This window comes from Saccharopolyspora sp. NPDC045941 (assembly GCF_056431445.1).
On record NZ_JBWKKU010000001.1, the window covers coordinates 37,693 to 62,882 of the forward strand.

At 70.4% G+C, this 25,190-nt stretch carries 23 protein-coding genes; 16 read left to right on the plus strand and 7 right to left on the minus strand.

Going from position 1 to position 25,190, the window contains the following annotated elements:
• The first annotated feature begins 252 nt into the window (after nucleotides 1–252).
• The gene (locus AC07FN_RS00155) at nucleotides 253–642 is read left to right on the plus strand and encodes a DUF3817 domain-containing protein (RefSeq protein WP_452612197.1); all 390 of its coding nucleotides are present in this window, start codon (nucleotides 253–255) and stop codon (nucleotides 640–642) included.
• Nucleotides 639–1,574, plus strand: a complete 936-nt coding sequence (locus AC07FN_RS00160) for a heme o synthase (RefSeq protein ID WP_478393639.1) — start codon at nucleotides 639–641, stop codon at nucleotides 1,572–1,574. The genes AC07FN_RS00155 and AC07FN_RS00160 overlap by 4 nt, the downstream gene beginning before the upstream one ends.
• A 59-nt stretch (nucleotides 1,575–1,633) precedes the next feature.
• On the opposite strand, the gene AC07FN_RS00165 is transcribed toward AC07FN_RS00160, so the two are convergent.
• From AC07FN_RS00165 to AC07FN_RS00175, 3 genes are read right to left on the minus strand one after another with little or no spacing between them, the layout of a single operon-like run.
• On the minus strand, nucleotides 1,634–1,981 hold the full coding sequence (locus AC07FN_RS00165; protein WP_478393640.1) for a type II toxin-antitoxin system PemK/MazF family toxin: 348 nt from the start codon (nucleotides 1,979–1,981) through the stop codon (nucleotides 1,634–1,636).
• Complete coding sequence (locus tag AC07FN_RS00170; protein ID WP_452612194.1) at nucleotides 1,968–2,198, minus strand: antitoxin; 231 nt, start codon at nucleotides 2,196–2,198, stop codon at nucleotides 1,968–1,970. Before AC07FN_RS00170 ends, AC07FN_RS00165 begins: the two co-directional genes overlap by 14 nt.
• 21 nt (nucleotides 2,199–2,219) lie before the next feature.
• Nucleotides 2,220–2,537 (minus strand): hypothetical protein, encoded by a 318-nt coding sequence (locus tag AC07FN_RS00175; protein ID WP_478393883.1) that lies wholly within the window; start codon nucleotides 2,535–2,537, stop codon nucleotides 2,220–2,222.
• A 146-nt stretch (nucleotides 2,538–2,683) separates the two neighbouring features.
• Here AC07FN_RS00175 and AC07FN_RS00180 point away from each other — a divergent pair, with 146 nt between their 5' ends.
• The 4 genes from AC07FN_RS00180 (at nucleotide 2,684) to AC07FN_RS00195 (ending at nucleotide 6,432) form a co-directional block, all read left to right on the plus strand.
• Nucleotides 2,684–3,898, plus strand: a complete 1,215-nt coding sequence (locus AC07FN_RS00180) for a GRAS family protein (protein WP_478393641.1) — start codon at nucleotides 2,684–2,686, stop codon at nucleotides 3,896–3,898.
• A gap of 439 nt (nucleotides 3,899–4,337) precedes the next feature.
• Nucleotides 4,338–4,670, plus strand: coding sequence for a transposase domain-containing protein (locus tag AC07FN_RS00185; RefSeq protein WP_478393867.1), 333 nt, complete (start codon nucleotides 4,338–4,340; stop codon nucleotides 4,668–4,670).
• A 384-nt stretch (nucleotides 4,671–5,054) separates the two neighbouring features.
• The gene (locus AC07FN_RS00190) at nucleotides 5,055–5,825 is read left to right on the plus strand and encodes an integrase core domain-containing protein (RefSeq protein ID WP_478393642.1); all 771 of its coding nucleotides are present in this window, start codon (nucleotides 5,055–5,057) and stop codon (nucleotides 5,823–5,825) included.
• A 139-nt stretch (nucleotides 5,826–5,964) separates the two neighbouring features.
• Nucleotides 5,965–6,432 (plus strand): Mu transposase domain-containing protein, encoded by a 468-nt coding sequence (locus AC07FN_RS00195; protein WP_478393643.1) that lies wholly within the window; start codon nucleotides 5,965–5,967, stop codon nucleotides 6,430–6,432.
• Nucleotides 6,433–6,873: 441 nt separating this feature from the next.
• On the opposite strand, the gene AC07FN_RS00200 is transcribed toward AC07FN_RS00195, so the two are convergent.
• The 4 genes from AC07FN_RS00200 to AC07FN_RS00215 form a co-directional block, all read right to left on the minus strand.
• Nucleotides 6,874–8,052, minus strand: a complete 1,179-nt coding sequence (locus AC07FN_RS00200) for a 2-oxo acid dehydrogenase subunit E2 (protein ID WP_478393644.1) — start codon at nucleotides 8,050–8,052, stop codon at nucleotides 6,874–6,876.
• Nucleotides 8,049–9,062, minus strand: coding sequence for an alpha-ketoacid dehydrogenase subunit beta (locus AC07FN_RS00205; RefSeq protein WP_450142826.1), 1,014 nt, complete (start codon nucleotides 9,060–9,062; stop codon nucleotides 8,049–8,051). Before AC07FN_RS00205 ends, AC07FN_RS00200 begins: the two co-directional genes overlap by 4 nt.
• Nucleotides 9,059–10,039, minus strand: coding sequence for a thiamine pyrophosphate-dependent dehydrogenase E1 component subunit alpha (locus AC07FN_RS00210; protein WP_478393645.1), 981 nt, complete (start codon nucleotides 10,037–10,039; stop codon nucleotides 9,059–9,061). The genes AC07FN_RS00205 and AC07FN_RS00210 overlap by 4 nt, the downstream gene beginning before the upstream one ends.
• A gap of 643 nt (nucleotides 10,040–10,682) precedes the next feature.
• Nucleotides 10,683–11,417: a PIG-L deacetylase family protein gene (locus AC07FN_RS00215; protein WP_478393868.1), complete on the minus strand. Its 735-nt coding sequence runs from the start codon at nucleotides 11,415–11,417 to the stop codon at nucleotides 10,683–10,685.
• Between the two features lie 217 nt (nucleotides 11,418–11,634).
• Here AC07FN_RS00215 and AC07FN_RS00220 point away from each other — a divergent pair, with 217 nt between their 5' ends.
• The 10 genes from AC07FN_RS00220 (at nucleotide 11,635) to AC07FN_RS00265 (ending at nucleotide 25,033) form a co-directional block, all read left to right on the plus strand.
• Complete coding sequence (locus tag AC07FN_RS00220; protein WP_452612193.1) at nucleotides 11,635–12,186, plus strand: snapalysin family zinc-dependent metalloprotease; 552 nt, start codon at nucleotides 11,635–11,637, stop codon at nucleotides 12,184–12,186.
• A 248-nt stretch (nucleotides 12,187–12,434) separates the two neighbouring features.
• The gene (grpE, locus tag AC07FN_RS00225) at nucleotides 12,435–13,160 is read left to right on the plus strand and encodes a nucleotide exchange factor GrpE (RefSeq protein WP_478393646.1); all 726 of its coding nucleotides are present in this window, start codon (nucleotides 12,435–12,437) and stop codon (nucleotides 13,158–13,160) included.
• Nucleotides 13,153–14,808, plus strand: coding sequence for an Hsp70 family protein (locus AC07FN_RS00230; RefSeq protein ID WP_478393647.1), 1,656 nt, complete (start codon nucleotides 13,153–13,155; stop codon nucleotides 14,806–14,808). The genes grpE and AC07FN_RS00230 overlap by 8 nt, the downstream gene beginning before the upstream one ends.
• A gap of 223 nt (nucleotides 14,809–15,031) precedes the next feature.
• Nucleotides 15,032–17,392, plus strand: a complete 2,361-nt coding sequence (locus tag AC07FN_RS00235) for a SaeA-related protein (protein WP_478393648.1) — start codon at nucleotides 15,032–15,034, stop codon at nucleotides 17,390–17,392.
• A 202-nt stretch (nucleotides 17,393–17,594) separates the two neighbouring features.
• Nucleotides 17,595–18,785, plus strand: a complete 1,191-nt coding sequence (locus AC07FN_RS00240; protein ID WP_478393649.1) for a zinc ribbon domain-containing protein — start codon at nucleotides 17,595–17,597, stop codon at nucleotides 18,783–18,785.
• Entirely contained in the window at nucleotides 18,782–21,184 is a 2,403-nt protein-coding gene (locus AC07FN_RS00245; protein WP_478393650.1) for a GTPase-associated protein 1-related protein, read from the plus strand. Before AC07FN_RS00240 ends, AC07FN_RS00245 begins: the two co-directional genes overlap by 4 nt.
• Nucleotides 21,184–22,767: a TRAFAC clade GTPase domain-containing protein gene (locus tag AC07FN_RS00250; RefSeq protein WP_478393651.1), complete on the plus strand. Its 1,584-nt coding sequence runs from the start codon at nucleotides 21,184–21,186 to the stop codon at nucleotides 22,765–22,767. The genes AC07FN_RS00245 and AC07FN_RS00250 overlap by 1 nt, the downstream gene beginning before the upstream one ends.
• Nucleotides 22,764–22,904 (plus strand): hypothetical protein, encoded by a 141-nt coding sequence (locus tag AC07FN_RS00255; protein ID WP_478393652.1) that lies wholly within the window; start codon nucleotides 22,764–22,766, stop codon nucleotides 22,902–22,904. Before AC07FN_RS00250 ends, AC07FN_RS00255 begins: the two co-directional genes overlap by 4 nt.
• Entirely contained in the window at nucleotides 22,897–24,399 is a 1,503-nt protein-coding gene (locus AC07FN_RS00260; RefSeq protein WP_478393653.1) for an Hsp70 family protein, read from the plus strand. The genes AC07FN_RS00255 and AC07FN_RS00260 overlap by 8 nt, the downstream gene beginning before the upstream one ends.
• A 13-nt stretch (nucleotides 24,400–24,412) precedes the next feature.
• Nucleotides 24,413–25,033, plus strand: coding sequence for a vWA domain-containing protein (locus AC07FN_RS00265; RefSeq protein ID WP_478393654.1), 621 nt, complete (start codon nucleotides 24,413–24,415; stop codon nucleotides 25,031–25,033).
• Nucleotides 25,034–25,190 lie beyond the last annotated feature (157 nt).

The window sequence follows — 25,190 nt, forward strand, 5'->3', positions numbered from 1 at the left end:
TTGCTTCGAGCGGCGCAGCCGCTCAGCCCACCCTCGCAGCTCGCACCGTGGGCATGCATGAGTCGGGGATCCCGGACTGAGGCGGCGTCTGAGGTTCCGCTACGGGACCACGTACGCAAAATGACCACGAGAACAGGTTCAAAGGTGGGCGCCGCCACTCTGCACGAGGTCCGGCGCAGGTCCTCCGAGCGTGTGGCGTACGGTCTATTGACACCGGTCTTTCCAAGCACGAGGCGGGATTGAGGGATTGGCGTGAAGCCTGGTGTGCTGGCGTTCTACCGGATCATGGCGTACGTCACCGCGGTGCTGTTGATCCTGCTTTGCGCGTCGATGGTGCTGAAGTACGGCCATTTCGCCGGTCTGTGGGCGGAGGGTTCCGCTACCCAGCAGCTCGGCGAGACGTGGACCTTCCGGATCGGCGTGGCGCACGGCTGGCTGTACATGGTCTACCTGCTCGTCGCCGTGGTGGCCACCACCCAGCTCCGCGTGCCGATCGGCCGGATGCTGCTGGTGCTGCTGGCCGGCACGATCCCGTTCGGCGCGTTCGTCGCCGAGCGCAAGGTGACGCACTGGCACGAGCTGCGGATGGCGGGCAAGCCGATCGTCGAGCTCGCGAAGTCGGAGGAATCGCGCGCCTCATGACAGCCATCCCCTCTTCTGCCGCCCCCGAGTCCGCCCCGCCCGCCGGTCGCCGGCGCGGCGTGCTGGCGGCCTACGTGGCGTTGACCAAGCCGCGCGTCATCGAGCTGCTGCTGGTCACCACGATCCCCGCGATGTTCCTCGCGCAGCGCGGCATCCCGTCGCTGTGGCTGGTGGCCGTGACGCTGCTCGGCGGCGCCATGTCGGCCGGGGCCGCGAACGCCCTCAACTGCGTGGCGGACTCCGACATCGACGCGGTGATGAACCGGACCAAGAAGCGCCCGCTGGTGCGCTACGAGGTGCCGCGCCGCAACGCCCTGATCTTCGGCATCGTGCTGGGCCTGGTGTCCTTCGCGGTGCTGTGGCTGGGCGCGAACCTGCTGTCGGCGATCCTGGCCACCGCCGCGCTGCTGTTCTACGTCTTCGTCTACACGCTGGTGCTCAAGCGCCGGACCTCGCAGAACATCGTGTGGGGCGGCGCGGCCGGCTGCATGCCCGTGGTGGTCGGCTGGGCCGCCGTCACCGGCACGGTGGAGTGGCCGGCGCTGGTGATGTTCGGCGTGGTGTTCCTGTGGACGCCGCCGCACTTCTGGTCGCTGGCGATGAAGTACAAGGACGACTACGCGCGAGCCGGGGTGCCGATGCTGCCGGTGGTCGCCACCACGCGGCAGGTGTCCGCGCGGATCCTGGCCTACAGCTGGGCGACGGTGGGCTGCACGCTGCTGCTGGTGCCGGTGACGAGCTGGGTGTACGTGGCGTTCGCGGTGCTCGCCGGGGCGGCGTTCCTGATCGTCGCGCAGCGCATGCACGCGGCGGTGCGCGACGGCCGGGCCTACAACCCGATGAAGCTGTTCCACCTGTCGAACTCGTACCTGGCGCTGCTGTTCGTGGCGATCGCCGTGGACGCCGCGGTCGGCCTGCCCGCTCTGGGCTGAGCCGCCCTCACCGGGGGATCCCGGAGTCGCGAGACGGTCCGCTACCCGCGCCGGACGAGTCAGAGCCGCAGGTGCAGGCGGAGGGCGTTGTCGAGCTTCTCGAGGGTCTTGGGCGGTAGCGTTCCGATCCGGTTGCCGAGGCGGTGCACCGCCACCGCCCGGATCTGCTCGGCCTGGGCCTTCGAGTCCTTGGGCAGGCCGCATTCGTCGGCCCGCAGGAGCACCTGGAACGGGTGGACCCGGTCGACGTTGGACGTCACCGGCACCACGGTGATCACCCCTCGGCCCGCGCGCTGGGCGCTGCGGTTCGCGGCGTCGTTGCTGATCACGACCGCGGGCCGGGTCTTGTTGGCCTCCGAGCCGCGGATCGGATCGAAGTCGACCCAGCAGAGGTCACCGCGCCGCATCGGCGATCCCGTCGGCGGCCGTCGCGTCCCACAGCTGCGCGTCGTCGCCGGCGTCCCACTCCTCCCAGGCACTGGCGTAGGCGTCTTCCAGGTCGGCGCTGCGCAGCAGGTTGATCGCTTGGTGGATCACCGCCGAGCGGGAGGGCGCGCCGATCTGCTGGGCGTACTCGTCGACGAAGCTGACGTCTTCGTCGGTCAGGCTCACACTCACCTTCATACCGCGATGCTACCCGCGTTCCTACTCCTCGTCATACCGATCGAGGACCCGCTCCGGGGGTGGCGTACCGGCAGGTCCGGGGCCGTGAGTGCGTCGGGGCGCGATAGCACCCCGAAGGTAGCCGCGCCACCGGGTGGGCACGAACCCATCCGGCGCCTCGTCGGGGACGCGCCGGGAGCCGGTGGCGTTGAGCTCCCGAAGGATCTCCACCGCCTCCAGCAGTCCGGCCGCCGCGGTCCCGCCGGCGAACCGGACAGCGTGCCGGGCGTCGTAGCGGCGCATCTGGCAGTGGTCGAGTTGGCCTCGAAAACCGACGGATGAGTGTCTCGGCGCAGTCACGATGTTCCTCATTTGCCCAGCTGTACCTTCTCCGGTGGTCCTAACGGGCACTCCACGTGACCTCGCTCCCGACTTGTACGAAAGTCAGTGACCAAGTGGGATCACCTGGTGTGCCCAGGTGGTCGAAGTTCCCTAAGGAGACGACTGTGGCCAGCGCAGCACACCATCTCATCGGCGGCAGCACCACTGCGACGGAGACCACGGCACCCCCGCCCCGGACAGGCGCGGAACCCCTGTCCGCGACAGGCGCGGAGCCCCTGTCGGGGACAGGCATGGAGAAGTTCGCCCTGCTGTGCGACGCCGTCGCCCACATCCACGCCGACCGCCCCGCGCAGGCCCGTCCCGCGCTGGAGACCTTGCGGAAGCTGATCGGGCCCGAGGTGCGGCCGCAGGACGCGGCGTACGAGCTCTACCGTGCCGCACTGGTCAACCGTGTCGAGGAGCACGGCAGCCCCTCGGAGACCAACCTGTACACACAGGCCTACGACCAGCCGCAGATCGATCTGTACTACCTGCTCACCACCTACCTGCCGTTCATGGACACGAGCCGGGTCGTCAACGAGCTGCTCGCCGGGCAGGTGGGCGCCGCGGACGACTTCGCCCTGATGTCGGTCGGCATTGGGCACGGCCGCCAGGAGAGCGCGCTGCTGCACGGTCTCGCGGCCGGAAACCCGGGATTGCGTCACTGCACGGTCATCGGTGTCGACCCCGACCGGGAAAGCCTGGCCACAGCCGAGCGCACCCTGCGGCAGGCCACGGCCGAGCACGGTGTCGATCTGGACTTCCTCCCCGTGGCGAAGGTGGCTGAGGAACTTGACGATGACGACTGGATGAGCCTGTCCCGTATTGACGTCCCGTTGGTGGTCAACGCCTCTTTGGCGCTCCACCACATGCAGGACCCGAGTCCCGGTCACGACGCCCGGGACGAGTTCTTCCAGCGGTTGCGCATGCTGGTCCCGTGCGGGGTAGTGCTGAACGAGTTCGACACCGACCACCATGAGGTGTCCTTCCCGCAGCGGTTCTTCAACTCATGGCGGTTCTTCGGCACCATCCTTCGCGCCATTGAGGCCGCGCCTGCCACCCGGCAGGAGAAGGACCACATGAAGACGTTCTTCGCCCGCGAGGTCATGAACATCGTCGGCTCGCGCACCGACGCCCAGCGTTTCGAGCGGCACGAGGCGGCCGCTACCTGGATCAACCGGCTGCGCCGCTGCGGCTTCGAGCCGTACGGTGACGCCCCAGGGCTTTCGGTACCCTCGCTCCCCGCGGACTTCACGGTTCGCGTCCTGCCCGAGCAGGTCCGGCTCGGTTATCGCGGCGCCACGGTCTGCTCAGTCATCGGCGCGCGTCCTGCCGGATGAGGCATCCCGGGGGCCTGCGCGGTTGACCGCACCTGCCGAGCACCTGTCTGTGCTCTCCGCGGTTGCTTATCCATACGTCAAGTGGCGCTCGCGGCCTTCGGACAACCGAACGCGCGGCCTTGCTTGGTGAACACGCAGGAGGCGACGAACAGCGGGATGTCGGCTCCGGGTTCCGGCCGGGCCGTGCCATTGCCGGCACTCTTTATGGCTGGGTGAGATCCGGGTATGCAGGAGCGGCTGGAAGCGCGCACGGCTGTACATGTGTCGGCGGTCAGCCAATTCCCCACCCGGAACGGTCACGTAATGGGCCAGGGGGACGCTGACGCCGCAACCGTCGAGGACCTGGGGACGATGACCGTGCGTCGAGATCCCCAGGGCGCCGGAGGTTCCCGGGCCGCCCGATAGCCAGACCGTCGTCCAGGAGGGACGCCATCCGGTCCTGACGGAGACCGGTCGGCTCCAGCAACGACTGCGCCTGCTGCCATCCCTCTGCGGCGTGTATTTCGTGCTCGCCTTGAGTCTGTTCCCGCACCTGGGGATGGCACTGGTGTGGGAGAAGCTGGTCGACTCATGGGGCACTCGGACTACGCGCCCTACTGCGGCGGCGCTGCGGCATCTGCGGGCCCGGCCGGGGCCGACGCCGTTTCGCGCCTTGTTCGAGGTCCTGGCGGTTCCGCTCCTCGGTCGGCACGCCGGGCGTGGGCTATCGCGGGCTACGCACGGTGGCCTTCGACGGCTGCCACTCACTGCACATGCCGGACACCACCGATAACCGCGCCTGGCTGGGACGCGTCCGCGGGGGCCACTCTCGACTTCCTGGAACGACCCAAACAGGGGCACTACAGACTTTCGCCCACTCGCTTGAGGGAGGAGCCCGAGCCCTGACTTCTCGGCATTGCGGAGCGCCGCCGAAGGCTGACTGACCGGACCAGCCGCACACTCAGTCCTTCGACGGGATCACTGTCGTCACCAGCGGCATCCGAATGCCGTCGATGAACTCCTTCATGGAGCACTGGATACAAACCTGCCGGCCCGACCGCTGGACCGCTCCTCATAGGGGACCGGCGCCACCTGCTCCACGCGCGACTACGGGCGCACGCTCGGCCCGCCGCCGGGTGTCGTGTGACGCCTCGAGACATCGCAACGGGAAGCGCCGATGCACTTATGGCAGCTCGACCTCGTGGGCGGGGTGTTCCTCGCCGACGGCCGGGAGTGCAAAATCCTCACCGCCATCGACGACCACTCCTGGTTCGTTGTCGCCGCCACCGTGCTGGAACGCCCGACCGGCGGCGCGGTGGTCGAGGCGTTCACCGCGGCAATACGTCACTACGGTGTGCCGTTCGAAGTGCTCACGGACAACGGCAAGCAGTTCACCGGCCGGTTCACCCGTCCTGTCCCCGCCGAGGTGCTGTTCGAGCGGACGTGCCGCGAGTATGGAGTCACCCACCGGCTGACCAAACGCCGGTCGCCCACCACTACGGGAAAAATCGAGCGCTGGCACCAAACCCTGCGCCGCGAGCTCCTGGACGAGGCCGGCGAGTTCGCCGACATCCACGCAGCCCAGGATGCTCTGGACGCCTGGATCCAGTCCTGCAATCACGACCGGCCGCACCAATCGCTGGACATGGCAACCCCCGCCAGTCTTTTCCGGCCTCGCCTTCGGCAGACGAACACAGCGGTCGATCAGGAACGACCAGCACCAGTCGACACCGCGGATGTCGAACTACAGGGCCCGAGTCCCATCACACCACCGACAGCTCCCGCGGCGTCGAACACCGCGTTACACAACGCGGTGGAGATCGACGTGATCGTTCCGACGTCGGATCAGCCAGTCTGGTCGGACATCAGCAACTGTGGTTGGGCAAGCACTTCGTCGGCCAGCTCATCACCGTCTGGGCCGACCATCGCAGCGTTCACGTCCTCCTGACGGCAACCACCTCAAGACCGTCTCCTCCCGCCTGTCCGACACGCACCTCCAGCAGCTGGTGATGCGTGGAGCACGCCCAGCCGGACCGGCGCCCGCTGCGCCAGCGCTGCCCCGCGCCAGCCTTTTTCCGCCAGCCACCGTGATCGAGGTCGACCGCATCGTCACCCGCGACGGCTCCACACAGCTCGGAGGCAAGTACCTCTACCTCGATCCACAACTCGCTGGTGCACAAGTCACCCTTCGCCTGGACGGCCACCTCGCGCACGTCATCCGCGACGGCCAGTTGGTCGAGACCCTGCCCGCGCCCGTTGACCACGACCAGCGCGCACGCCTGCGTGGAGCGCGGATCACGACCGAGCCGCTGCCACCGTGCCCACCATCCGGTTCGCAGCACGTCCAGCGTCGCGTGCCCAAAGACGGCGTGGTCATGGTCGCCCGCGAGCGGCTCCGCATCGGCCGCACTCACGCCGGCAAGACCGTCACCATCCTCGTCGAGGACACCCACTTCCGGGTCCTCGACGGTTCCACCGAGCTGTCCGTCCACCCCCGCAACACCCAACAGCCCATCCGGCACTTCAAAGCCCCTGCCCCACGACGCCGCGCATGAGGGTAAGCATGTGTCGACAACAAAAGGTCAAAGATCAATTGAGGTTTTTCCAGCCTCGTTTTGCGTGGCGGTGCGGGTAGCGGAACCTCAGAGACTTCCTGGTCTGTGGGTGCCCCTCCTGATGTATGTCCAATACACGGCGGAGGGGCCGTCCTCGCCGAGGGAACCCCGGAGGGGTGGGCACCGTGAACCCGCGGCGGTGCGAGTGTCGTAGGTGGGCTATGCGCCTGCGGCGCATGCGACACCTCATCGACGTGTGGCTTTACGGACCCGCGGCTGCGGAACGACCAGGATGAAAAACGCTCATTGAGACGTCACACATCACAGGGACCAGGTGGGTGCATAGGCAGCGATCACTTCCCCGGCACCCGCAGTCGTATGCCGAGGAGTGGGCTGCGGACGCCGTGCTCCGGCTGCCGCGCCGCGCGTGGAGGCCCCCTGTCAGGTCGGGGGCTCGCACGCCTTCTTTGGCGGGTCCTCGTCGCCTTCGGCACCGGCCGCGAGGGCGGCTGGTGTCTCCAGTGCTTGTTTGAGGTCGCCAAGGAAGGCCATCGCGTCGCGGCCGTTGACCACGCGATGGTCGTAGACCAGACCGAGGTACGTGAACCGGCGGGCTTCCGGCCTGCCCCGCTGGTCCAGGACGAGCTGTTCGTCGATGCTGCCCAGGGAGAGCGCGCAGGTCTGGCCGGGGTAGACGATGGGGGTGGCGAAGACCACACCGTCGGCGGTGTGCGGAGCGATCAAGATGTTGGCGCCGGTGAGCTCGTCGGCTCGGAAAGTGCCGCGGACGGCTTTGTCGCGGAATCCTGTTATCACGTCGGCGATCTGGGCGACGCTCAGCGCGGCGGTGTTGTGTACGACCGGGGTGTACAGGCCCTTTCCGGCGTCCACGGCCACCGCGACGTGTGCGCAGGGGGCGGGCTGGATGGTGCCGTCGTCGAGGAGCCGGGTGAACAGGCTTGGGTGCGCCGGGAGTTGGTCTGCCACCGACTTGATGAGGAGGCCGAGCAGGGAGACGAAGCTGCCGGTGCGCTGGCGCAGTTGCCGGGCGAGGTCCTGAGCCTGGCCGACGTCGACCTTGGCGTAGGCGGCGGCGGCCGGGATGGTGCGCATCGACTCGGTGACCACGGCGCCCACCGCCCGCTGCTGCGCCGACAGTTGCCGGTCGGTGGGGGCACCGGCTTGCGCGGGGCGTGGCAGCAGCGCTTCGATGTCGGCTGCGCGGATCACGGTGCGGCCCAGTCCGCGCAGTTCGTTGTCGGTCAGGCCGTGCTGGTCCGCGAGGGCGCGCGCCGCCTTGGTGAGCGTCAGGCCGGCATCGGTTGCCGGCTCCGGCCGTGCGGTGGGGTCGACGGCCGGTGCGGAGAGGTAGGCATGGCGTTCGTCCGCCGAGGCGAAGAGGTGGGCGACGGTCTGACCGGGGCGGCAGTCAGCGCCGCCTGCGAGGAGGGTGTGCAGGATGCCGTCGGCGGTGCTGTCGATCTCTTCCTGGGCCTTGGAGGTCTCGATCACCACCAGCGGCTGCCCTTTCTTGACGCGTGCGCCGTGCTCGGCGAGCCATTCGACCAAGACGTAGCTGGCGTCGTTGGTGTTGAGGGTGGGCAGCTTGACGCTGATCACTGGGAAGCCTCCGTGAGGGCGCGGCTGAGTGCGGTCGCCTGGAGCAGGACGGTGTGCTCCAGGTGGGCGGCGGTGGGGATGACGCTCGGTTGGGCACTGAGCAGCAGTACGGGGCGGGCCAGCCGTCGCCACAGGTGCTCATGCAGCTGCTGGGCGAGCATTTCGCCCCAGGTGCCATCTGCCGCGCTGTCCTCTGCGACACAGATGCGGCGGGCGCGGGACACCGTCGCGAGCAGCGGTTCGACGGTGAACGGGTAGAGCCGGGAGGGCACCAGGAGTTCGCAGGTGACTTCCTCCTCCAGCAGCAGGGTGCGCATGGCGGCGACGGCTCGCTCGGTCAGGCCCCCGGGAGCCAGGATGATCCAGTCCGGGTCAGCGCAGTCCACGGGGAACACACGCGCGGTCCGGCTCGGGTCGTCGAGCAGCTCGTACCGGAAGAGGTCGTCGACGACCCCGCCCTGGTGCATCGTGCGGGTGTAGAGCGTCTTGTCCTCGAACAGCACGCACGGCCGCTCGCGGGAGAGCATGGCGGTGAGGACGTCCGCGTTGTCGTGGAACGGCGACATCTCGTGCAGGCTGAGCGCGGGGATGCCGATGAAGTGCTTCTGCAGGCTCTGACTGTGGGTCGGCCCGTAGCCCCGGTTGCCGCCGGTGGGGCAGCGGACCACCATGCTCATCGGAACGGTGCGGCCGTACATCGACACGGACTTGCTGGCGAAGTTCAGGAGTTGGTCGAAGGCGAGGGCGGCGAAGTCGGAGAACATCATTTCCACGACCGGGTGGTTGCCGGTCAGGGCGAGCCCGGCGGCGACGCCCACGATGCCGCCCTCGCTGATCGGCGAGGAGATCACCCGTTCCGGGTGGCGGTCCGACAGGCCGCGGGCGGCCTTGAAGGCGCCGCCGTACGGGTCGGCGATGTCCTCGCCGATGACGTAGGCGCGGGGATCGTTGTCGAGGAGCGTGTGCAGGGCCCGGTTGAGGTTGCCGATCACCCGCTCCGGCCTGGTCATGAGTGCTCCCAGCGGGACGCGGGGCGGGCCTGGACCTCGCGCACGACCTCGGCGATCGCCAGTCGCTGGCTCCGGTCCGCCACGGCGAAATGCTCCGGGTGCTGCTTCTCGTACCGGTGGTACCAGTCGTGCGCGGCCGCGTGCCGTATCACCTCGGCGGGGCGGGAGTCATCTCCCTTGCTGTGTGGGCCCACGCGGTTTGTGGTGAACTCCACCACCAAGGGCTGGTGTTGGGTGCGGACGTCGTCGATCACGCCGGACAACTCCCGGCGCACCCGGGCGACATCATGAGAGGTGACGTGGTGGTGCCGGATGCCGAAGGCCGCCGCGCGCGCCTGGATGGTGCCGGCCATCTGCCGCTCGGTCGGAGTGGACTGGGCGATCTTGTTGTTCTCGACCACGACCAGCAGGGGCAGCCGCCACAACTGGGCCATGTTGAGCGCCTCGTACACCGCGCCTTCGCCCCACGTGCCGTCGCCGATGTGCACCACCGCGATCCGTCCGGGCTCGGCCCGTCGCAGGTGCAGGGCGACACCCGCGGCCACCGGCAGGCTCTCGCCCTGTACGCCGGTGGAAAGGTAGCGGTCGCGGTAGATGTGCTGGCTGCCGCCCACCCCGTGGCACACGGCGCCCTCGCGCCCCATGATCTCCGCCAGCAGGCCGTGCGGGTCCCGGAAGCGGGCCAGGTAGTGGCCGTGCCCGCGGTGGTTGCTGAAGACGTAGTCGCCCTCGTCTAGCAGTGCGTAGAGCGCGACGGGAATGTACTCCTGCCCGAGGCAGGTGTGCGTGGTGCCGTGCAGCAGACCCTGCGAGAACAGTTCCAGCACGGCCAGTTCGAAGTGACGGATCATCAGCAGGGTGTCGAGGTCCTCGGCCGGTAGCCGCGACAGGGGTTCCGCGCCTGTCCGGGGCGAGGGTGCCGTGGCCTCCGTCGCAGTGGTGCTGCCGCCGATGAGATGGGGTGCTGTGCTGGCCACGTTCGTCTCCTCAGGAAACTTCGACCACCTGGGCACACCAGGTGAGCCCACTTGGTCACTGACTTTCGTACAAGTCGGGAGCGAGGTCACGTGGAGTGCCCGTTAGGACCACCGGAGAAGGTACAGCTGGGCAAATGAGGAACATCGTGACTGCGCCGAGACACTCATCCGTCGGTTTTCGAGGCCAACTCGACCACTGCCAGATGCGCCGCTACGACGCCCGGCACCGGCACAGCACCCTCGCGATGCTCGCCCCACCTTCCTCACCGTCACAACAGCCATCGCTTCAACAGCCATCGCTTCAAGAGCTTTGGCAGCGGCCTGCTCCCCTCGCCCACGCTGGCGGAGTCACAGGCCCTCCTGCCGTCGGCGGGAGCGTGGCGATCACCGAAGCCGCAAGAAATGACGCTGCTGCTGCGGGAACCGGGAGTGCAGCAGCCACGCCGACACCTCGGCCGGGGGAGTGAACTGCCGCAGGTACCGCAAGGCCCAGTCGGTCCGCCGGACCTCGGCCCCGACCGGGGTCCACGAAGGCGACGTCCGCAGGGGTGAGGGTGAAGAACCGGAACAGCTCGTCCCGGCCGATCTCCGGAGCTGGGCAGGCATATCCGCCCGAAATTTCCTGAGTACTACGGGGACCCCATCAGGCCTCGCCGATCAGCTCGAACGCGGCGCACGTGCGGCCGCCGAAGCGGTCGGCGTGCTCGCGGGCCGCCCCCTCCAGGAAGCTCCGGGCGTGCTGCTCGGCGGGCTCGTCGCTGAGCGCCTCCAGGTAGGTGCGGTGCGCCGCCAGCGACGCCACCGCCCGGTCCAGGGTGTCGGTGATGTCCACGGCGTGCGTCGGGTACGGCGATCCGGCCACCGCGACCCAGCGCACCCCCGACCACGGTTCGTAGCCGTGGTCGACGAGCTCCGGGAAGATCCAGCGGTTCCCGGCGTCCGCCACCGCGTCCAGCGCCGCCCGGCCCACCGCCCGGTGGTCGGCGCTGTTCCAGCTGCCCGGCCCCCAGCTGTCGTGGTGGTTGAGCGTGATCACCAGCCCCGGCCGGTGCTCACGGATGGCGCGCGCCAGATCCCGGCGCAGCGCCAGGCCGTACTCGATCACGCCGTCGCGGTGGTCGAGGAACTCCACCGAATGCACGCCCACCTCGGCGGCGCCGGCGAGCTGCTCGGCTTCGCGCAGCGGCGCCGCCTGCCCCGGGGCGACCCCGTCGATGCCCGCCTCGCCGCGCGTCACCAGCAGGTAGGAGACCTCCCGGCCGCTCGCGGTCCAGGCGGCCACCGCGCCCGAGCAGCCGTACTCGAGGTCGTCGGGGTGCGCGACGATGGCCAGCGCGCGCTGCCAGTCCCGGGGCATGGGCTTGAGTTCGCCGGTCATCTCGATGTCCTCCCAAAGTTCCGGTGGCACTAGTTCATTCTGCTGTTGCGCCGATCCGGCGGCCACGCAATTTCCGGTATTTCGCGGGAAAAGCGACCGCCAGCCGCTATTCCGGGAAATTCGCGTCGTGGCACATCTACGCCAGGAGACCGTGCGGCGCTGGTGGGGGCAATACGTTCGAGGGCACCGTGATCCGGTTCGTTTAGGAGGTCCGCAGATGAACCTGCCCCGAACGATAAGACCCGTCGTCGGTTTGCTCATCGCATTCCTGGTCGCACTCGTCGTCCCGGCCTCGGCCGGCGCGGCGGTCCCGGAGAACGTCCGGGTCGTCACCTACGACGCCAGCCAGGCGGCCGAATTCCGCGATGCGGTGGACGCCGGCGCGAAGGTCTGGAACGAGAACGTGCAGAACGTCCGGCTGGAGCCGGCCTCCGGCGGCGCCGCCGACGTGGTGGTGCTCGCCGACGACGGCTGGCCGCGCGCCGAGGTGATCGGGCTCGGGAAGGGCCGGGTCTGGATGGGGCGCCAGGCCGTGAACGAGGGCCACGACACCATCCGCATCGCGGCGCACGAGCTCGGGCACATCCTCGGCCTGCCGGACAACCGGACCGGGCTGTGCGAGGACCTGATGTCGGGCGCCAGCGCCGGGCCGGACTGCGACAACCCCAAGCCGAACCCGGACGAGATCGCCGAGGTCGAGCGGAACTTCGCCGGTGGCGCGCTGATCGCGCCGCAGGTGTTCCGCGAGGACGTGCTCGCCACCCGGTGAGTGCGCGGGTGGCGGCGGTCCGCGCCCCGATGCGCCGCCACCCTCTTCATTTTCGCTGGTCACCAGCCGTGAGTACCCTGTGCTGCTATAACGGCACAAAGTATTCACGGGTCATGACTCACCGATTCGGAGCAACCGCCGCCGGGAACCGCTTCCGCCGTGCTGCCGTCAAAGTCCGCGAATCCCGCTTGAACGGTGCGGGAGAATACTAGGCTTGGTGATCATCTACTGGTCACTCCGCGGCAGCGGTGAGCAGCGAGGCGGGCGAGTTCATGCGCGACGAGCCAGGGCACGGCGACCGGCCGGCGGACACCGGGGAGCCGGTCGACGCGGTCGCCGGCGTACCCGAACCGGCGGTACCGGAGGCGGACCAGGAGCCGGAACCGGTTGAGCCGCTTGCGGAATCCGCCGAGCCGTTACCCGAGCCGGACCCGCTCGCGCGGCTGACCGACGCGGTCGCGGCGCTCACCGAGCAGGTTCGCGAGCACCACGAGCGCGCCGCCGCCCGCGAGCGCGTCATCGACAAGCTGCACGCCGAAGTGGAGCGGCTGCGCGCCGGGGAGCAGAACCTCGTGCTGCGCCCGATCACCACGGACCTGCAGAACCTCCGCAAGGACCTGCTGCACCAGGCCCGCACGCTGCCTGCGGAGCTCGGCCGGCAGCAGATCGCGGACCTCCTCGAATCCTTCGCGCTGAGCGCGGAACAGGCCCTGGAGCGCTGCGGCAGCGCGCCGATCCGGCCCGAGGTCGGCGCCGCGTTCTCGGCGCGCGAGCACCGCGCCATCAAGGTCCTCCCGGCCGACGACCCCGGCCGGCACGAGCAGATCGCCCTCGTCGTCTCCGACGGATACCTGGACACCACGACCGATCGCGTGACCGTCCCCGCGCGGGTGCACGTGTACCGCTGGAGCGCCGAAACCGCGCCCGCCACCGAGAACGACCCGCGAGCAGAGGGGATGAGCGCAGATGTCTGACAGCGACCTGAAGGTGTTCGGCATCGACCTGGGCACCACCTACTCGGCCATCTCGTACGTCGACGAGACCGGCCGCCCGACCGTCTGCCGCAACACCGACAGCAGCGAGACCACGCCCTCGGTGGTGTTCTTCGAGAACGAGTCCAACGTGGTCGTCGGGTCGGTGGCCAAGAACTCCGCGATCATCGACCCGGACCGGGTGGTGTCGCTGATCAAGCGGCAGATGGGCAGCGACGCCGAGTTCGAGTTCCACGGCACCACCTACACGCCGGAATCGATCTCGGCGCTGATCCTCAAGCAGCTCGCCCAGGACGCGGCCGCGCACACCGGCGGCGAGGCGAGCCGCGCCGTGATCACCGTGCCCGCCTACTTCGGCATGCTGGAGCGCAGCGCGACCAAGAACGCCGGCCAGATCGCCGGGCTGGACGTGATCGGCATCGTGCCCGAGCCGGTGGCCGCGGCGCTGCACTACGAGGCGACCACCGACGCCGAGGACAAGACGATCCTCGTCTACGACCTCGGCGGCGGCACCTTCGACACCACGGTGATCCGGGTGTCGAAGGACGAGATCGTGGTGGTCTGCACCGACGGCGACGACCACCTCGGCGGCGCGGACTGGGACCTGCGGCTGCGCAACCACCTGCTGGCGAAGTTCCTGGAGCAGGCGCCGGAGGGCACCGAGGTCGAGGACGACGAGGAGTTCCTGCAGTCGCTGGCGACCACCGCCGAGGACACCAAGAAGCAGCTCTCCAAGGCGGAATCCCGGGCGGTGGCGCTGCGCGGCGCCGGGGTCAGCGCGCGCGTCGAGGTGACCCGCGCGCAGTTCGAGGCCGAAACCCAGGACCTGCTGGACAAGACCATCGACATCCTCAAGCGCACCCTGGCGACGCTGCAGGAGAAGCAGCCCGGCGCGCAGATCGACGATGTGCTGCTGGTCGGCGGGTCGACGAAGATGCCGGCGGTCGCCGAGCGGCTGCGCGCCGACTTCGGCTGGGAGCCGAAGCTGCACGACCCGGACCTGGCGGTGGCCAAGGGCGCCGCGCTGTACGCGCTGGGCCGCGTGGTGCACCGCGAGATGACCGACGCCGCCGAGCAGGGCGCCACCGGCGTCGCCGAGGCCGTGCAGAACGTGGCGCAGCAGACCGGGATTTCGGTCAAGGCGCTGGAGGACCTCGCCGCCAAGAAGACCCGCAACGTGCTGCCCAAGGCCTTCGGCGTGAAGCTGGTGGACACCAGCGACCCGGACTGGCAGCAGAAGCCGACGCAGCACTTCGTCAAGCACCTCGTGCACGCCAACGACTCGCTGCCCACCGCGGAGCGGGTCCTGGAGGCGGCCACCGTCGAAGCGGGCCAGACCGGGGTGATGATCGAGCTGTTCGAGCAGTCCGGCGTGGTCGCCGGGCCGGAACTCGCCGAGAACAAGCCGATCAACGAGGGCAAGGGCCTCATCGACGGGCTGCCGCCGCTGCCGGTCGGATCGCCGGTGAACATCCGGATGACCGTCGACGACGAGGGCCTGCTGGAACTGACCGCCACCGAACCGTCAACCGGGAAGTCGCTGGACATCAAGGTCCGGGTGAGCGTCCGCAGCGACGAGGAGGTCGCCGAGGCCAAGAGGGTGGTCGCCGGGATCACGGTCTCCGGCTGAAGTGCCTGTTTCCAGGCTCGTTTTGCGTGGCGGTGCGGGTAGCGGAACCTCAGGTGCCTTCTCGCTGTGGGATCCCCGACATCATGAATGCCAATTCACCACGTCGGGGCTGTCCTCGCGAGAAGACACCTGAGAACCCGCGGCGGTGCGAGTTGCGAGGGTGGGCTAAGCGGCTGCGCCGCTTCAAAGACAAAGATCGAACAGAGGTCAGAGACGGGCTCCGATGCAACCCTTCGATCCCAAGGTCTACGAGCGCGAGGTGGTCCGGCCGCTGCGGGGGCGCAGCGGCCGATTACCCGACGACCTGCTGACCAGGTACGCGGTCGAGCCGGGCTTCTCGGACGCGGAGCTGTCGCAGCGGCTCGCCGAGGTCCGCTCGCACTGGAACAAGAGCGCCCAGTCCACCGCGAAGTCCAGCTTCACCACCAGCGTCTACAAGGCCTTCCTGCGCGAGGACGAGGAGCTGCGGCGCGCGCCTGGCAACGAGATGTCCAGCATGGCCTGGTGGCGCAACCGCAACGACGCCCGGGCCGGGGCCAGCCAGGCGCAGGTCGACGAACTCGTCGCGATGCTGAAGGCGAACTTCGGCGAACTCGGCCTGATCACGCCCGGCCAGCTGGAGGCGATGCGCGAGACCTTCGGCCAGCTGGCGCCCGCCGAGGTCGACCGGGCCCTGACCAAGGCCGGGGTGCGGACCGCGCCGCCGACGGAACTGCCGAAGACCAGCGGCCTGCCCGACACCCTCTTCCGCCGCCTCAAGGCGCTGCTGGGCGACGCCGAGATCACCGGGATTCCCGAGCTCCTGCACGGAAAGCTCGACAGCTACAAGCTCCTGGCGGACTTCGAGAGCAGCCCGCCCAAACCCGCCGGCCTCACCGCCAAAGCCGTCCAGCAGGCGATCGACCGGGAGAACCGGCGCTCCGGCAACCAGCCCGCCCGCGAAGCGCTCGGCCTGCTCAACACCGCCGCGGGCAAGGAAGGCGCAGACCTCCGGCTGCTCGCGCTCTACCACCTGCTCGACGACGTGCGACGGCTCCGCGAGAACGGCGCACCGGCCAGCGCGCTGCTGCGAGTGCTCGGCCGCAGCAGCCTGGACGCGGACGAAGCGCGGCTGGCGGTGGTCAGCGTGCTCAGCGAAACCGGTTCTGCCGCACCGCCGGTCACCGGGCTGCAGAAGGTCACCGAACTCCTCGCCGCCGGAAACCTCATCACCGCACAGCAAACCCTGGCCGCGATCACCGACACCGACGAGGCCGCGGCCGCGAAAGCGGCCGTCGACCGGCACGCGCAGCAGGTGCGGGAACTCCGCGAAGCGGCGGACCGCGCGCTGCGCGGCGGAGCCGAAGCCGAAGCCAGGCGCCAGCTCGGCGAAGCCGCGAGGTTGGCCGCCGACGACGACGCGATAGCGGCGGAGCTGCGGCGCATCCCGCTGAGCCCGGTCGGCGCCGTGACGGCGCAGCCGGAAGGCGTCGGGGTGCGGGTGTCGTGGCGGGCGAAGCCCGACCACGACGACGCCACCCGGTACCGGGTGGTGCGGCGAGCCGGGCGGACGCCCGGCGACGCCGACGACGGCGACGTGGTCGCCGAAGGCGCGGAGACGGTGGTGGTGGACGCCGCCGTGGCGGCGGGCGGGAGCGTCGGGTACGCGGTTTTCGCCGCCGGGGAAGGCGGCGCGTGGTCGCGGCCCGCCGGGGCGGTGGTCGACGTGCTGCCGCCCGTGCACAGGGTCCGGCTGGCCGTTCGCACCGGGGCGGTCGAGGGGAGTTGGGTCGTCCACCGGGACGTCGTCGGCGTCGACGTGCGGCGGCGCCGGGACGGGGAGTCCGACGACGTCGTCGTCCCCACCAACGGCAGCACCGCTTTTCGCGACTCCACTGTGGACGTCGACGGCGACTACACCTACCTGCTGACCGCTCGCTACCGCCGCCCGGACGGCACCGATGTCGCCGCCGAGACCGTGCCGGTGCGGCACACCGCCCGGGTCGCCGCGACGCTTCCGCCGGTCACCTCGCTCGACGCGCGGCGCTTCGGCCGCGAGCTGGTGCTGTCCTGGGTGTGGCCGGGCGGCGTCCGGATGGCCGAGGTGACCTGGGCGAACCCGGCGGCCGACGCGGAGGCCGGGCGGGTGCGGCTGACCCGGCAGCAGTACCAGGCCGGCGGCGGCTGCCGGATCGACGCCGGGCCCGGCGACGTGCGCGTGCAGGTGTCCGCGATCGCGTCCGCCGACAACGGCGAAAGCCGGTCCGACCCCGTCGCGCTGGTGCTGCCCGGGGCGCCGCCGCAGGTCAGCTACCGGATCGAACGGCAGAACCGGCTCTTCGGCGCGAGCACCGCGCGCATCGTGGTGACCGCCGACCAGCCCGTCCCGGACTGCACGGTGCTGGTGGTCCTCGCGCCCGGCCGCGTCATGCCGCTCAAACCCGACGACGGCCAGGTCGTGCACCGCGACGTCCACGACCTCGGCGACCCGGTGGAGCTGACCGTCGAGCTGCCGCGCCGGAAGCCCTACTGGCTGCGGTGCTTCGTCAACGCCCCCGGCGTCCAGCTGATCGACCCGCCGATCTCCCAGCTGAAGGTGTCCTGATGCCCATCCCCGACGCGGCGCAACCGCCCCCAGGCCCCGCCGTCGCCTCCGGGCGAGGAGTTCCGCAATTTCAATGGAAATTGCGGAAGTTGTCCACAACCTCCGGCATGTCGGTCGGCCGACACGCCGGAGGACCGCAATTTCAATGGAAATCGGATCTTCGATTTCCATTGAAATTGCGGCGGAACGCGGAAGGCTGCTGATGGCCAAGGTCGCTTGTCCCTACTGCTACCACCGGTTCCCCGCGGGCAACCTGCGGTTCCAGTGCACCGGCCGGCCCGCGCCCGGCCGCGAGAAGTGCCGCAAGGCCGTCGACGCCGAGCGGCAGCGGCTCACCGGCTACGCACCCGCGTCCTGGCCGACCTTCGCGCCCCCGACGTCGCGGTTCGGGCGCACGCCGCGCAAGGCGCCGTGCCCGGACTGCGGCACGGTCAGCGGCATCCGCGCCTGCCCGGTGTGCCACACGCCGCTGCCCGCCAACTTCGCGGAGGGCCGCAGCCCGCTGATCGGGGTGGTGGGCGGTAAGGATGCCGGGAAGACCGTCTACACCACGGTGCTGGTGCACGAGCTGCGGAACAACATCCGCCGCCGCTTCGGCGCCGACATCTCCTTCGCCGGCGAGCAGGCCGGGGTCGGCACCGCGCAGTGGCTGGCGGACTACGAGCACGCGCTGTTCGACGACCGGTCGCTGTTCGAGTCGACCGCCGGCTCAGCGGACGGCATCCGCGTCCCGCTGGTCATGCAGTGGCGGCAGCCGCGCGTCCAGTTCGGCCGCGAGGTGCACAACACCACGACGCTGTCGTTCTACGACGCCGCCGGCGAGGACATGACGACCCAGGAGTTCGTCAACAGCCAGGCGTACCTGACCGCCGCGGACGGGCTGATCGTGCTGCTCGACCCGTTCCAGCTGCCGGGCGCGGCGGACCGGATCGCGGTGCCCGACGCCAGCCGCCAGGGGACCGAGCCGCCGATCAACGTGCTCATCCGGGTCACCGAGATGCTGCGCACCAGCGTCGGGCTCAGCGACCGCAAGAAGGTCGAGACCCCCATCGCCGTGGTGTTCTCCAAGATCGACGCGTTCTTCGGGATGCTCGGCGCGAACCACCCGCTGCTCCGCCCGCCGGCCACCGGCCCGCAGTACGACGAGGCGGGCGGCCAGGACACTGACGAGCACCTGCGGGCACTGCTGGCCGACCTCGGTGCCGACGACATCGACGGGCACCTGCGCGCGCATTACCAGACGTTCCGCTATTTCGCGGTTTCCTCGCTCGGCGCGGAACCGGACTATGGCCGCAAGCAGATCGACCCGGCCGGGGTGCGGCCCTTCCGCGTGGACGAACCACTGCTGTGGCTGCTCAGCCACTTCCGGATCATCGAACGGAGCCGAGGATGAGCGGGCGCGAGTTCCAGTCGCTGTACTACACCGACTGCCGGCCGGGCCAGGGCCTGCGCGGGGGCGCGGGATTCCAGTTCCAGGCCGTCTCGCCGGGCACCACGGACGAGATGATGACCGCGGTGCAGCGCTCGGCGCTCTACGAGGCCCCGGTGGGCTGGATGCGCGAGAAGCGCGAGGTCTCGCAGTACCCGCCGTCGCTGGTGCACGTGCACGACGGCGTCTACGCGACGGCCCGCGGGATCTACCTGGGCGCCGAGACCGGCGGGGTCCGGGAGGGCAACCAGTTCACCCACGCGCTGGCCACCACCGATCCGCAGCTGTACGGGCCGATCCGGCCCGCGCAGCTGTGGGCCGCGCCGTGGTGGGTCAAGCAGCCCGCGGAGAGCACCGAATGCGCGGCGGTGTCGGCCGAACCCGAGGCGGGGCCGCTGGGCGTCGAGGCGTTGCGGGACTGGGTGCTGAGCAGGCAGGACGGCGAATCCTGGCTGCTCGCAGTGCATTCCGCGATGGACCGGCTGCACGGCGAGAACGCCTCGAGGGTGGTGTTCGTCAGCGAGGACGCCGAGACCGCGGTGCGCTGGATCGCGGCCGGAACGCTCCTGCTGCCCCAGGAACGGGCGCTGCGGGTGGGTTTCCGGGTGTTCGCCACCAACCCGCAGTACAGCCGCCACGAGGTGCTGGCGGTGCACCCGGACTGGGCCGGGTCGCTGGCCGATCCGGACCGCAACTCCGACTACGTGGTGTTCAACCTGGTCACCGGGGAACGCCGGAAGGACGAGCCGACCGCGGCCGCCCGCCACTGGGTGCCGCGCTTCCTCGGCGCCGACCCCTACGACGTGGTCGACGCCATCGAGCTGTCGCACCAGTTCGCCCGCAACCGCGACGACCGGCGGCCGGGCACGGCGGACCGGCTGGCCGCCGGCGTGCTGATGCTCGAAGAGGCGGTGTCCGGGCAGGATTCCGCGATGGCGCTGGCCGACTGGCTGGTGTCCCCGCCGCCGGTGTCCACATCGGACGTCGTCGAACCGGTGCTGGACGCGGTGCTGGCCTCGTCGCCCGCGCTGCCGGTGCTGGCGAAGCTGGCCGAGGCGAACGCGGCGCAGGCCGGCCGGGTGCGGATCGCGTTGCTGCGCGGCGAGATCGACGAGATCGTGCGCGGCACCCCGGCCGATTCCCGGGCTCCGCTGTCGCCGCGGCCGTGGAGCCCGGACGAGGTGGAGGAGGCCTGCATCCTGGTCGAGGCGGCCGCCGGCGCCGTCGCCCCGGAGCGGATGGACCTGCTGCTGCGGACCGCGACCAGGTTCGGCGTGCGGCCCCGGGTGGGCCGGTTCGCCGAGGCGGCCGGGAGGTTCGTCGAGTGGTGGGCGGAGCACCCGCACGCCGGCGTCGACCCGGCGCGCTGGACGTGCGGTCCGGAGATGATCGACCTGCTGCGCGACGTGCTGGCCCGCCGCTTGGCGGGCCCCGGCGCCGCCGAGGTCGCCGAGGCGATCGACGCCCGCTGGTGGCGGTTGCTGGCGCCGACGATCAGCGATCCCTTCATGCCGCTGGACGCGGCGGTCGCCGCCGCCGCGGTGGCCTCCGGCGGCTCGGTGCGGCAGGAGACCACCGCCCGGTTCCGCGAGCAGCTGCGCGCGCCGGACCGGCCGGGCACCGGCGAAGCGGTGTGGGAGGCGCTGTACCGGAACTCCGCGCCCACCATGGCCGAGCTCAAGGACTTCCTCACCGCGCTGCCGTCGACGGCCGTCTCGGATTCCCTGGCGCAGCGGGCGTTCACGGTGCTGGAGAAGTCCAAGGTGTCCGGTCGCTACCTGGACGTCCTGCGGATGCTGGGACATCACCTCGGCGACCGGGACGACCTGCGCAAGCTGTGGGACGACGACGGTCGGCTGCGGTCCTGGCTGAGCAACTTCGCGCGCAAGGGCGCCGAAGCAGATGCCGCGACGCTGAAGGGCATCTCGGAGTCGGTGTTCACCGCCCGCGCGGACCAGATCATCGCGGTGCTGCTCGACATGGACCTGCCTGCCGCGCTCGACCTGACCGTGCGGGGCGGCGACCAGCTCCAGCAGATGCTGGTGCACGCGCTGCCTGCGGTGTGGAACGACGAGCAGGCTGCGCAGTCTCGGCGCGACCACGCGGTCGTGCTCGCGTTCCTGACCGGCTGGGAGGACGCCGCCTCGGAGCAGGTGCGGACGGCGTTCGACAAGGCCCTGGAGCGCTGGGCGGGCCAGCACAAGCCGACCGACTACCGGCGGATCAGCAAGGTGCTGCGCGGCGTGGCGGCCGAGTACGCCGCGGGCTGGCACGAGTGGCTGAAGGAGTTCTCGCAGCAGAAGCCCAAACCGGCTCGCACCCGCGAGTTCGCGCGCCGGCTGTTCGGCAGACGGGAGAAGTAATGCCCTACGTGATCGGGGCCCTCCTGGTGCTGTGCCTGGGCTTGTGGCTGGCCACGGTGGTCATCGGGATCGTGGCCTGGCTGTTCCCGTTCTTCGTGCTGTTCGGCAGCTCGTGGGCGTTCGTCTCGACGTGCCTGGTGCTGGCGGGGCGCGGCACCGCGCAGCCGCAGCTGGTGACGCCGAACGACGTGGTCAACGGCACCGCCGGGTTGCGCAAGCCCAAGGGGCCGTTCCCGCACGACTGGGCCTGGCCGGGCTACCTCGCCGCGCAGTGGCGCCGCGACCTGGTCGCGGCCTGGCACAACGGTCTCGCCTTCATCGTGCGCGGCTGGCAGTGGGGCCTCAACTACGGCACCGGCAGCAAGCTCCGATTCGCGAGCATCGGCCTGACCGCCCTGATCTGGTCGGGTGTCACCCTGGGCGCGCTGCTCGGGGCGGCGGAAGTGCTGGTGATCGGGGCTGTGGTGCTCGGCATCGGATGGCTCGGCCGGGGTGCGCTCGTCGGGCTGCTGCGCGGCTACGACCTCGTCGTGCGGCGGCTGCGGAAGGCCAGCGGCAGCTGCCCGGTCTGCTACCACGTGATGGCCGTTCCCGCCTACCGCTGCGACGGCTGCCAGGTGGTGCACCACGACATCCGGCCCGGCGCGCTGGGCGCGGCGTCGCGCACCTGCGGGTGCGGCGCGAAGCTGCCGACGACCGTGCTGCGGGCGTCCAAGCGGCTGGAGGCGCTGTGCCAGCGCTGCGACCGGCCGCTGCGGGGCGGTTCGGGCGCGGTCACCGACATCCGGATGCCGGTCTTCGGCCCGGTGTCGGCGGGCAAGACGCGGCTCGTGCACGCGGGCCTGGTCACCCTGCGGGACCGGGCCGCCGCCGAAGGTGTCGTGCTCGACTTCGTCGACGGCGCCAGCAAGCAGGCCTTCGAGCACGGCGAGCAGCTGATCACCACCGGCGGCGACACCGCGAAGACGCCGGCCGGGCAGCTGCCCGCGGCGATCACGGTGCGGTTCACCCGCAGCGGCTCGGCGAAGGCCCGAGACCAGGCGCTGGTGCACCTCTTCGACGCGGCCGGCGAGTTCTACGTCGACCGGGACGACAACAGTGAGCTGGAGTTCCTCGACCACGCCGGGGGACTGGTGCTGGTGGTCGACCCGTTCGCCATCGGCTGGGTGCGCGACCAGCTCGGCGGCGCGCTGGAATCCCGCCTGGCGCAAGCACATCCGGCCAGCGGCGACCCCGAGCAGGTCTACCAGGTGACGGCCCGGCGGCTGCGCGACTACGGGGTCCAGACCGAGCGCCGGGCCCTGGCGGTCACGGTGGTCAAGGCGGACCTGCTGGCCGACCTGCCGTGGGCCGCGGACCTGTGCGCCGGGGCGGTGCGGGAGTGGCTGAACACCGCGGGCCTGGACAACCTGGTGCTGGCCGCGGAGCGGGACTTCGCCGAGGTGCGCTACTTCGTGGTGTCCTCGGTGACCGGGATCCGGCCGGGACACCGGCTCACCCCGGCGGCGCCGTTCCGCTGGCTGATGGGCCGCGGCGGCTTCGCCCTCGGCCGCGACGAGAAGCCGACCACGGAGGCCGTATGACCATCCGACCCCCGGCGAACTACCGGGTGTACCGCTGGCTGCTGATCGCGGTCTTCGCGATCGCGATGCTGCTCACGATCCTCGGCTCGGCGGTCAGCTGCGCCGACTTCACGACAGTGGTGTTCGGCGGTGCCTGACGAATTGGTGCTCGGCATCGACCTGGGCACCACCTACTCCGCCGTCGCGTCCATCGTGGACGGTGAGGTCGAGGTGGTGGGCAACCGGCTCGGCGAGCTCACCACGCCGTCGGTGGTGCACTTCGCGTCCGTCGACACGGCCGTGGTCGGCGCGGCGGCGCGGGAGAACCTCGATCCGGAGAACACAGTCGAGCTGATCAAGCGCCGGATGGGCACCGAGTTCGAGCTGCTGTTCCACGGCGCGCGGCACACTCCGGAATCGGTGTCGGCGCTGATCCTGCGCAGCCTCGTCGACGACGCCATCGCCCGCTTCGGTCCACATGGGACGGTTCGCGCGGTGATCACGGTTCCGGCGTACTTCGGGATCCGGGAACGCGAAGCCACCTTGCAGGCGGCGCGGCTGGCCGGCATCGAGGTGCTGGAGGTGCTGAGCGAACCGGTCGCGGCCGCGCTGCACTACTCCGCCCAGGCGGAGCCCGGCGCCGCGCTCGTCTACGACCTCGGCGGCGGCACCTTCGACACGACCGTGCTGCGGGTTGCCGACGACGGAGTGCACGTGGTGGCCACCGACGGCGACAGCAGGCTCGGCGGTGCCGACTGGAACGAGCGCATCGCCGAGCACCTGGCGGCGGCGTTCGCCCGCGAGTTCCCGGACTCGGATCCGGACGACGAGGAGTTCCGGCAACAGCTCCAGGGCGTCACCGAGCACCTCAAACGCCAGCTCAGCACGGTCACCAGCCGCCGGGTGAAGCTGCGCTGCGGCGACGACTCGGGCAGCTTCGAGATCGACCGGGCGACGCTGGAGGACCTCGGCGCGGACCTGGTGGAGCGCACCCTGCGGATCGTCGACCGGGTGCTCGCCGATGCGGCGACGAAGGGCGTGTCGAGGATCGACGAGGTGCTGCTGGTCGGCGGCGCCACGAAGGCGCCGATGATTCGCGCCGCGCTGCAAGCACATCTCGGCCGGTCACCGAAGATCATCGATCCCGACCTGGCCGTCGTGTCGGGGGCCGCGGTGCGCGCGCACCGGCTCGCCACGGCGCAGGACGGCACGTCGGCGGCGGTGGTGCCGCGCAGCTTCGGCGTGCTGGTCGAGGACAGCCACGACGAAGGCCTGCGGAGCTTCGTCGAACACCTCGTGCAGCGCAACGATCCGCTGCCCGCCACCGCGACGGCCCGGTTCGCCACCATCGTGAACCGGCAGCGGTCGGTCCGCATCCAGGTGTTCGAGCAGGCAGGCGACGTGCCTTCGGCGGAGGTCGAGCACAACCGCCGGGTGCTGGACGGCGAGTTCGCCGGGCTGCCGCCGCTGCCCGCCGGATCGGTGATCGAGCTGACGTTGCGCGTCAGCGCGGACGGCCTGCTCGCGGTGACCGCTCGGGAGCCGCTCAGCGGCGCGGCGCTGGAGCTGGAGGCCTATGTGGACGGTGTCGTGGACGGCGCGGCGACCGAGCGGCTGGCCGAGACCATCGCCGGGCTGACCGTGCGGTGCTGAGTTCGGGGGAGCGATGAGTTCGTGGATTCGCCGGGACTTCGGCGGGATCGGGTTGACGCAGGCACCGCCGGGCGAGTACCTGCCCAGGCTGCAGGAGCGGTACGGCGGGCACGTCCTGCTGTGCATCGACGTGAGCGCGTCGATGCGGGGGCAACGGCTGGAGCAGGCCATCGCCGGCGGCGAGCGGTTCCTCGCCGAAGCCGACGGCGCGCACTACAAGAGCGGGCTGGTGCTCTGGTCCGATGTCGTGCAGCAGTACGTGCCGCCGGAAGCCCGGCTGGACGACGTGATTTCCGCGCTCCGGAAGGCCAAGACGTGGGGCGGCACCGTGCTTTCGTCCGCGCTGCGGCTCGGCATCGAGGTGCTGCCGAAGTACCCGGGCGACCGCGTGCTCTGCATCTTCAGCGACGGGGCGCTCGGGGACCACGCGAAGGCTCGTGAGCTGGCGCGGAAGGCCTGCGCGATGGGCATCCGCATCGTCGTCCGCGGCCTCGGACCGGACGCCGCGGATTCGCTCGCGGACTTGGCCTGCCCCGGGGTTCCGGACGCCGACCAGCAGATCGACGACGCCGCGGGCGTCGCGGCGGGCATCGCCTCGATGGCCACCGGCCTGTCGGCTCGTCGCGGCCGGTGAGCTGCTCGTGCAAGGCGATCGTTGGGGTAAGGTCGTGGCAGCCGCGACAAAGCGAGGAGGTGAGCCCGATGACGACGACCCGTTCCACCCGGGCGCTCCTGGCTGCGGCGGCGGTCTGACCGACATCCAGGAGAGCTCGTTCCACGAAACGTGCACT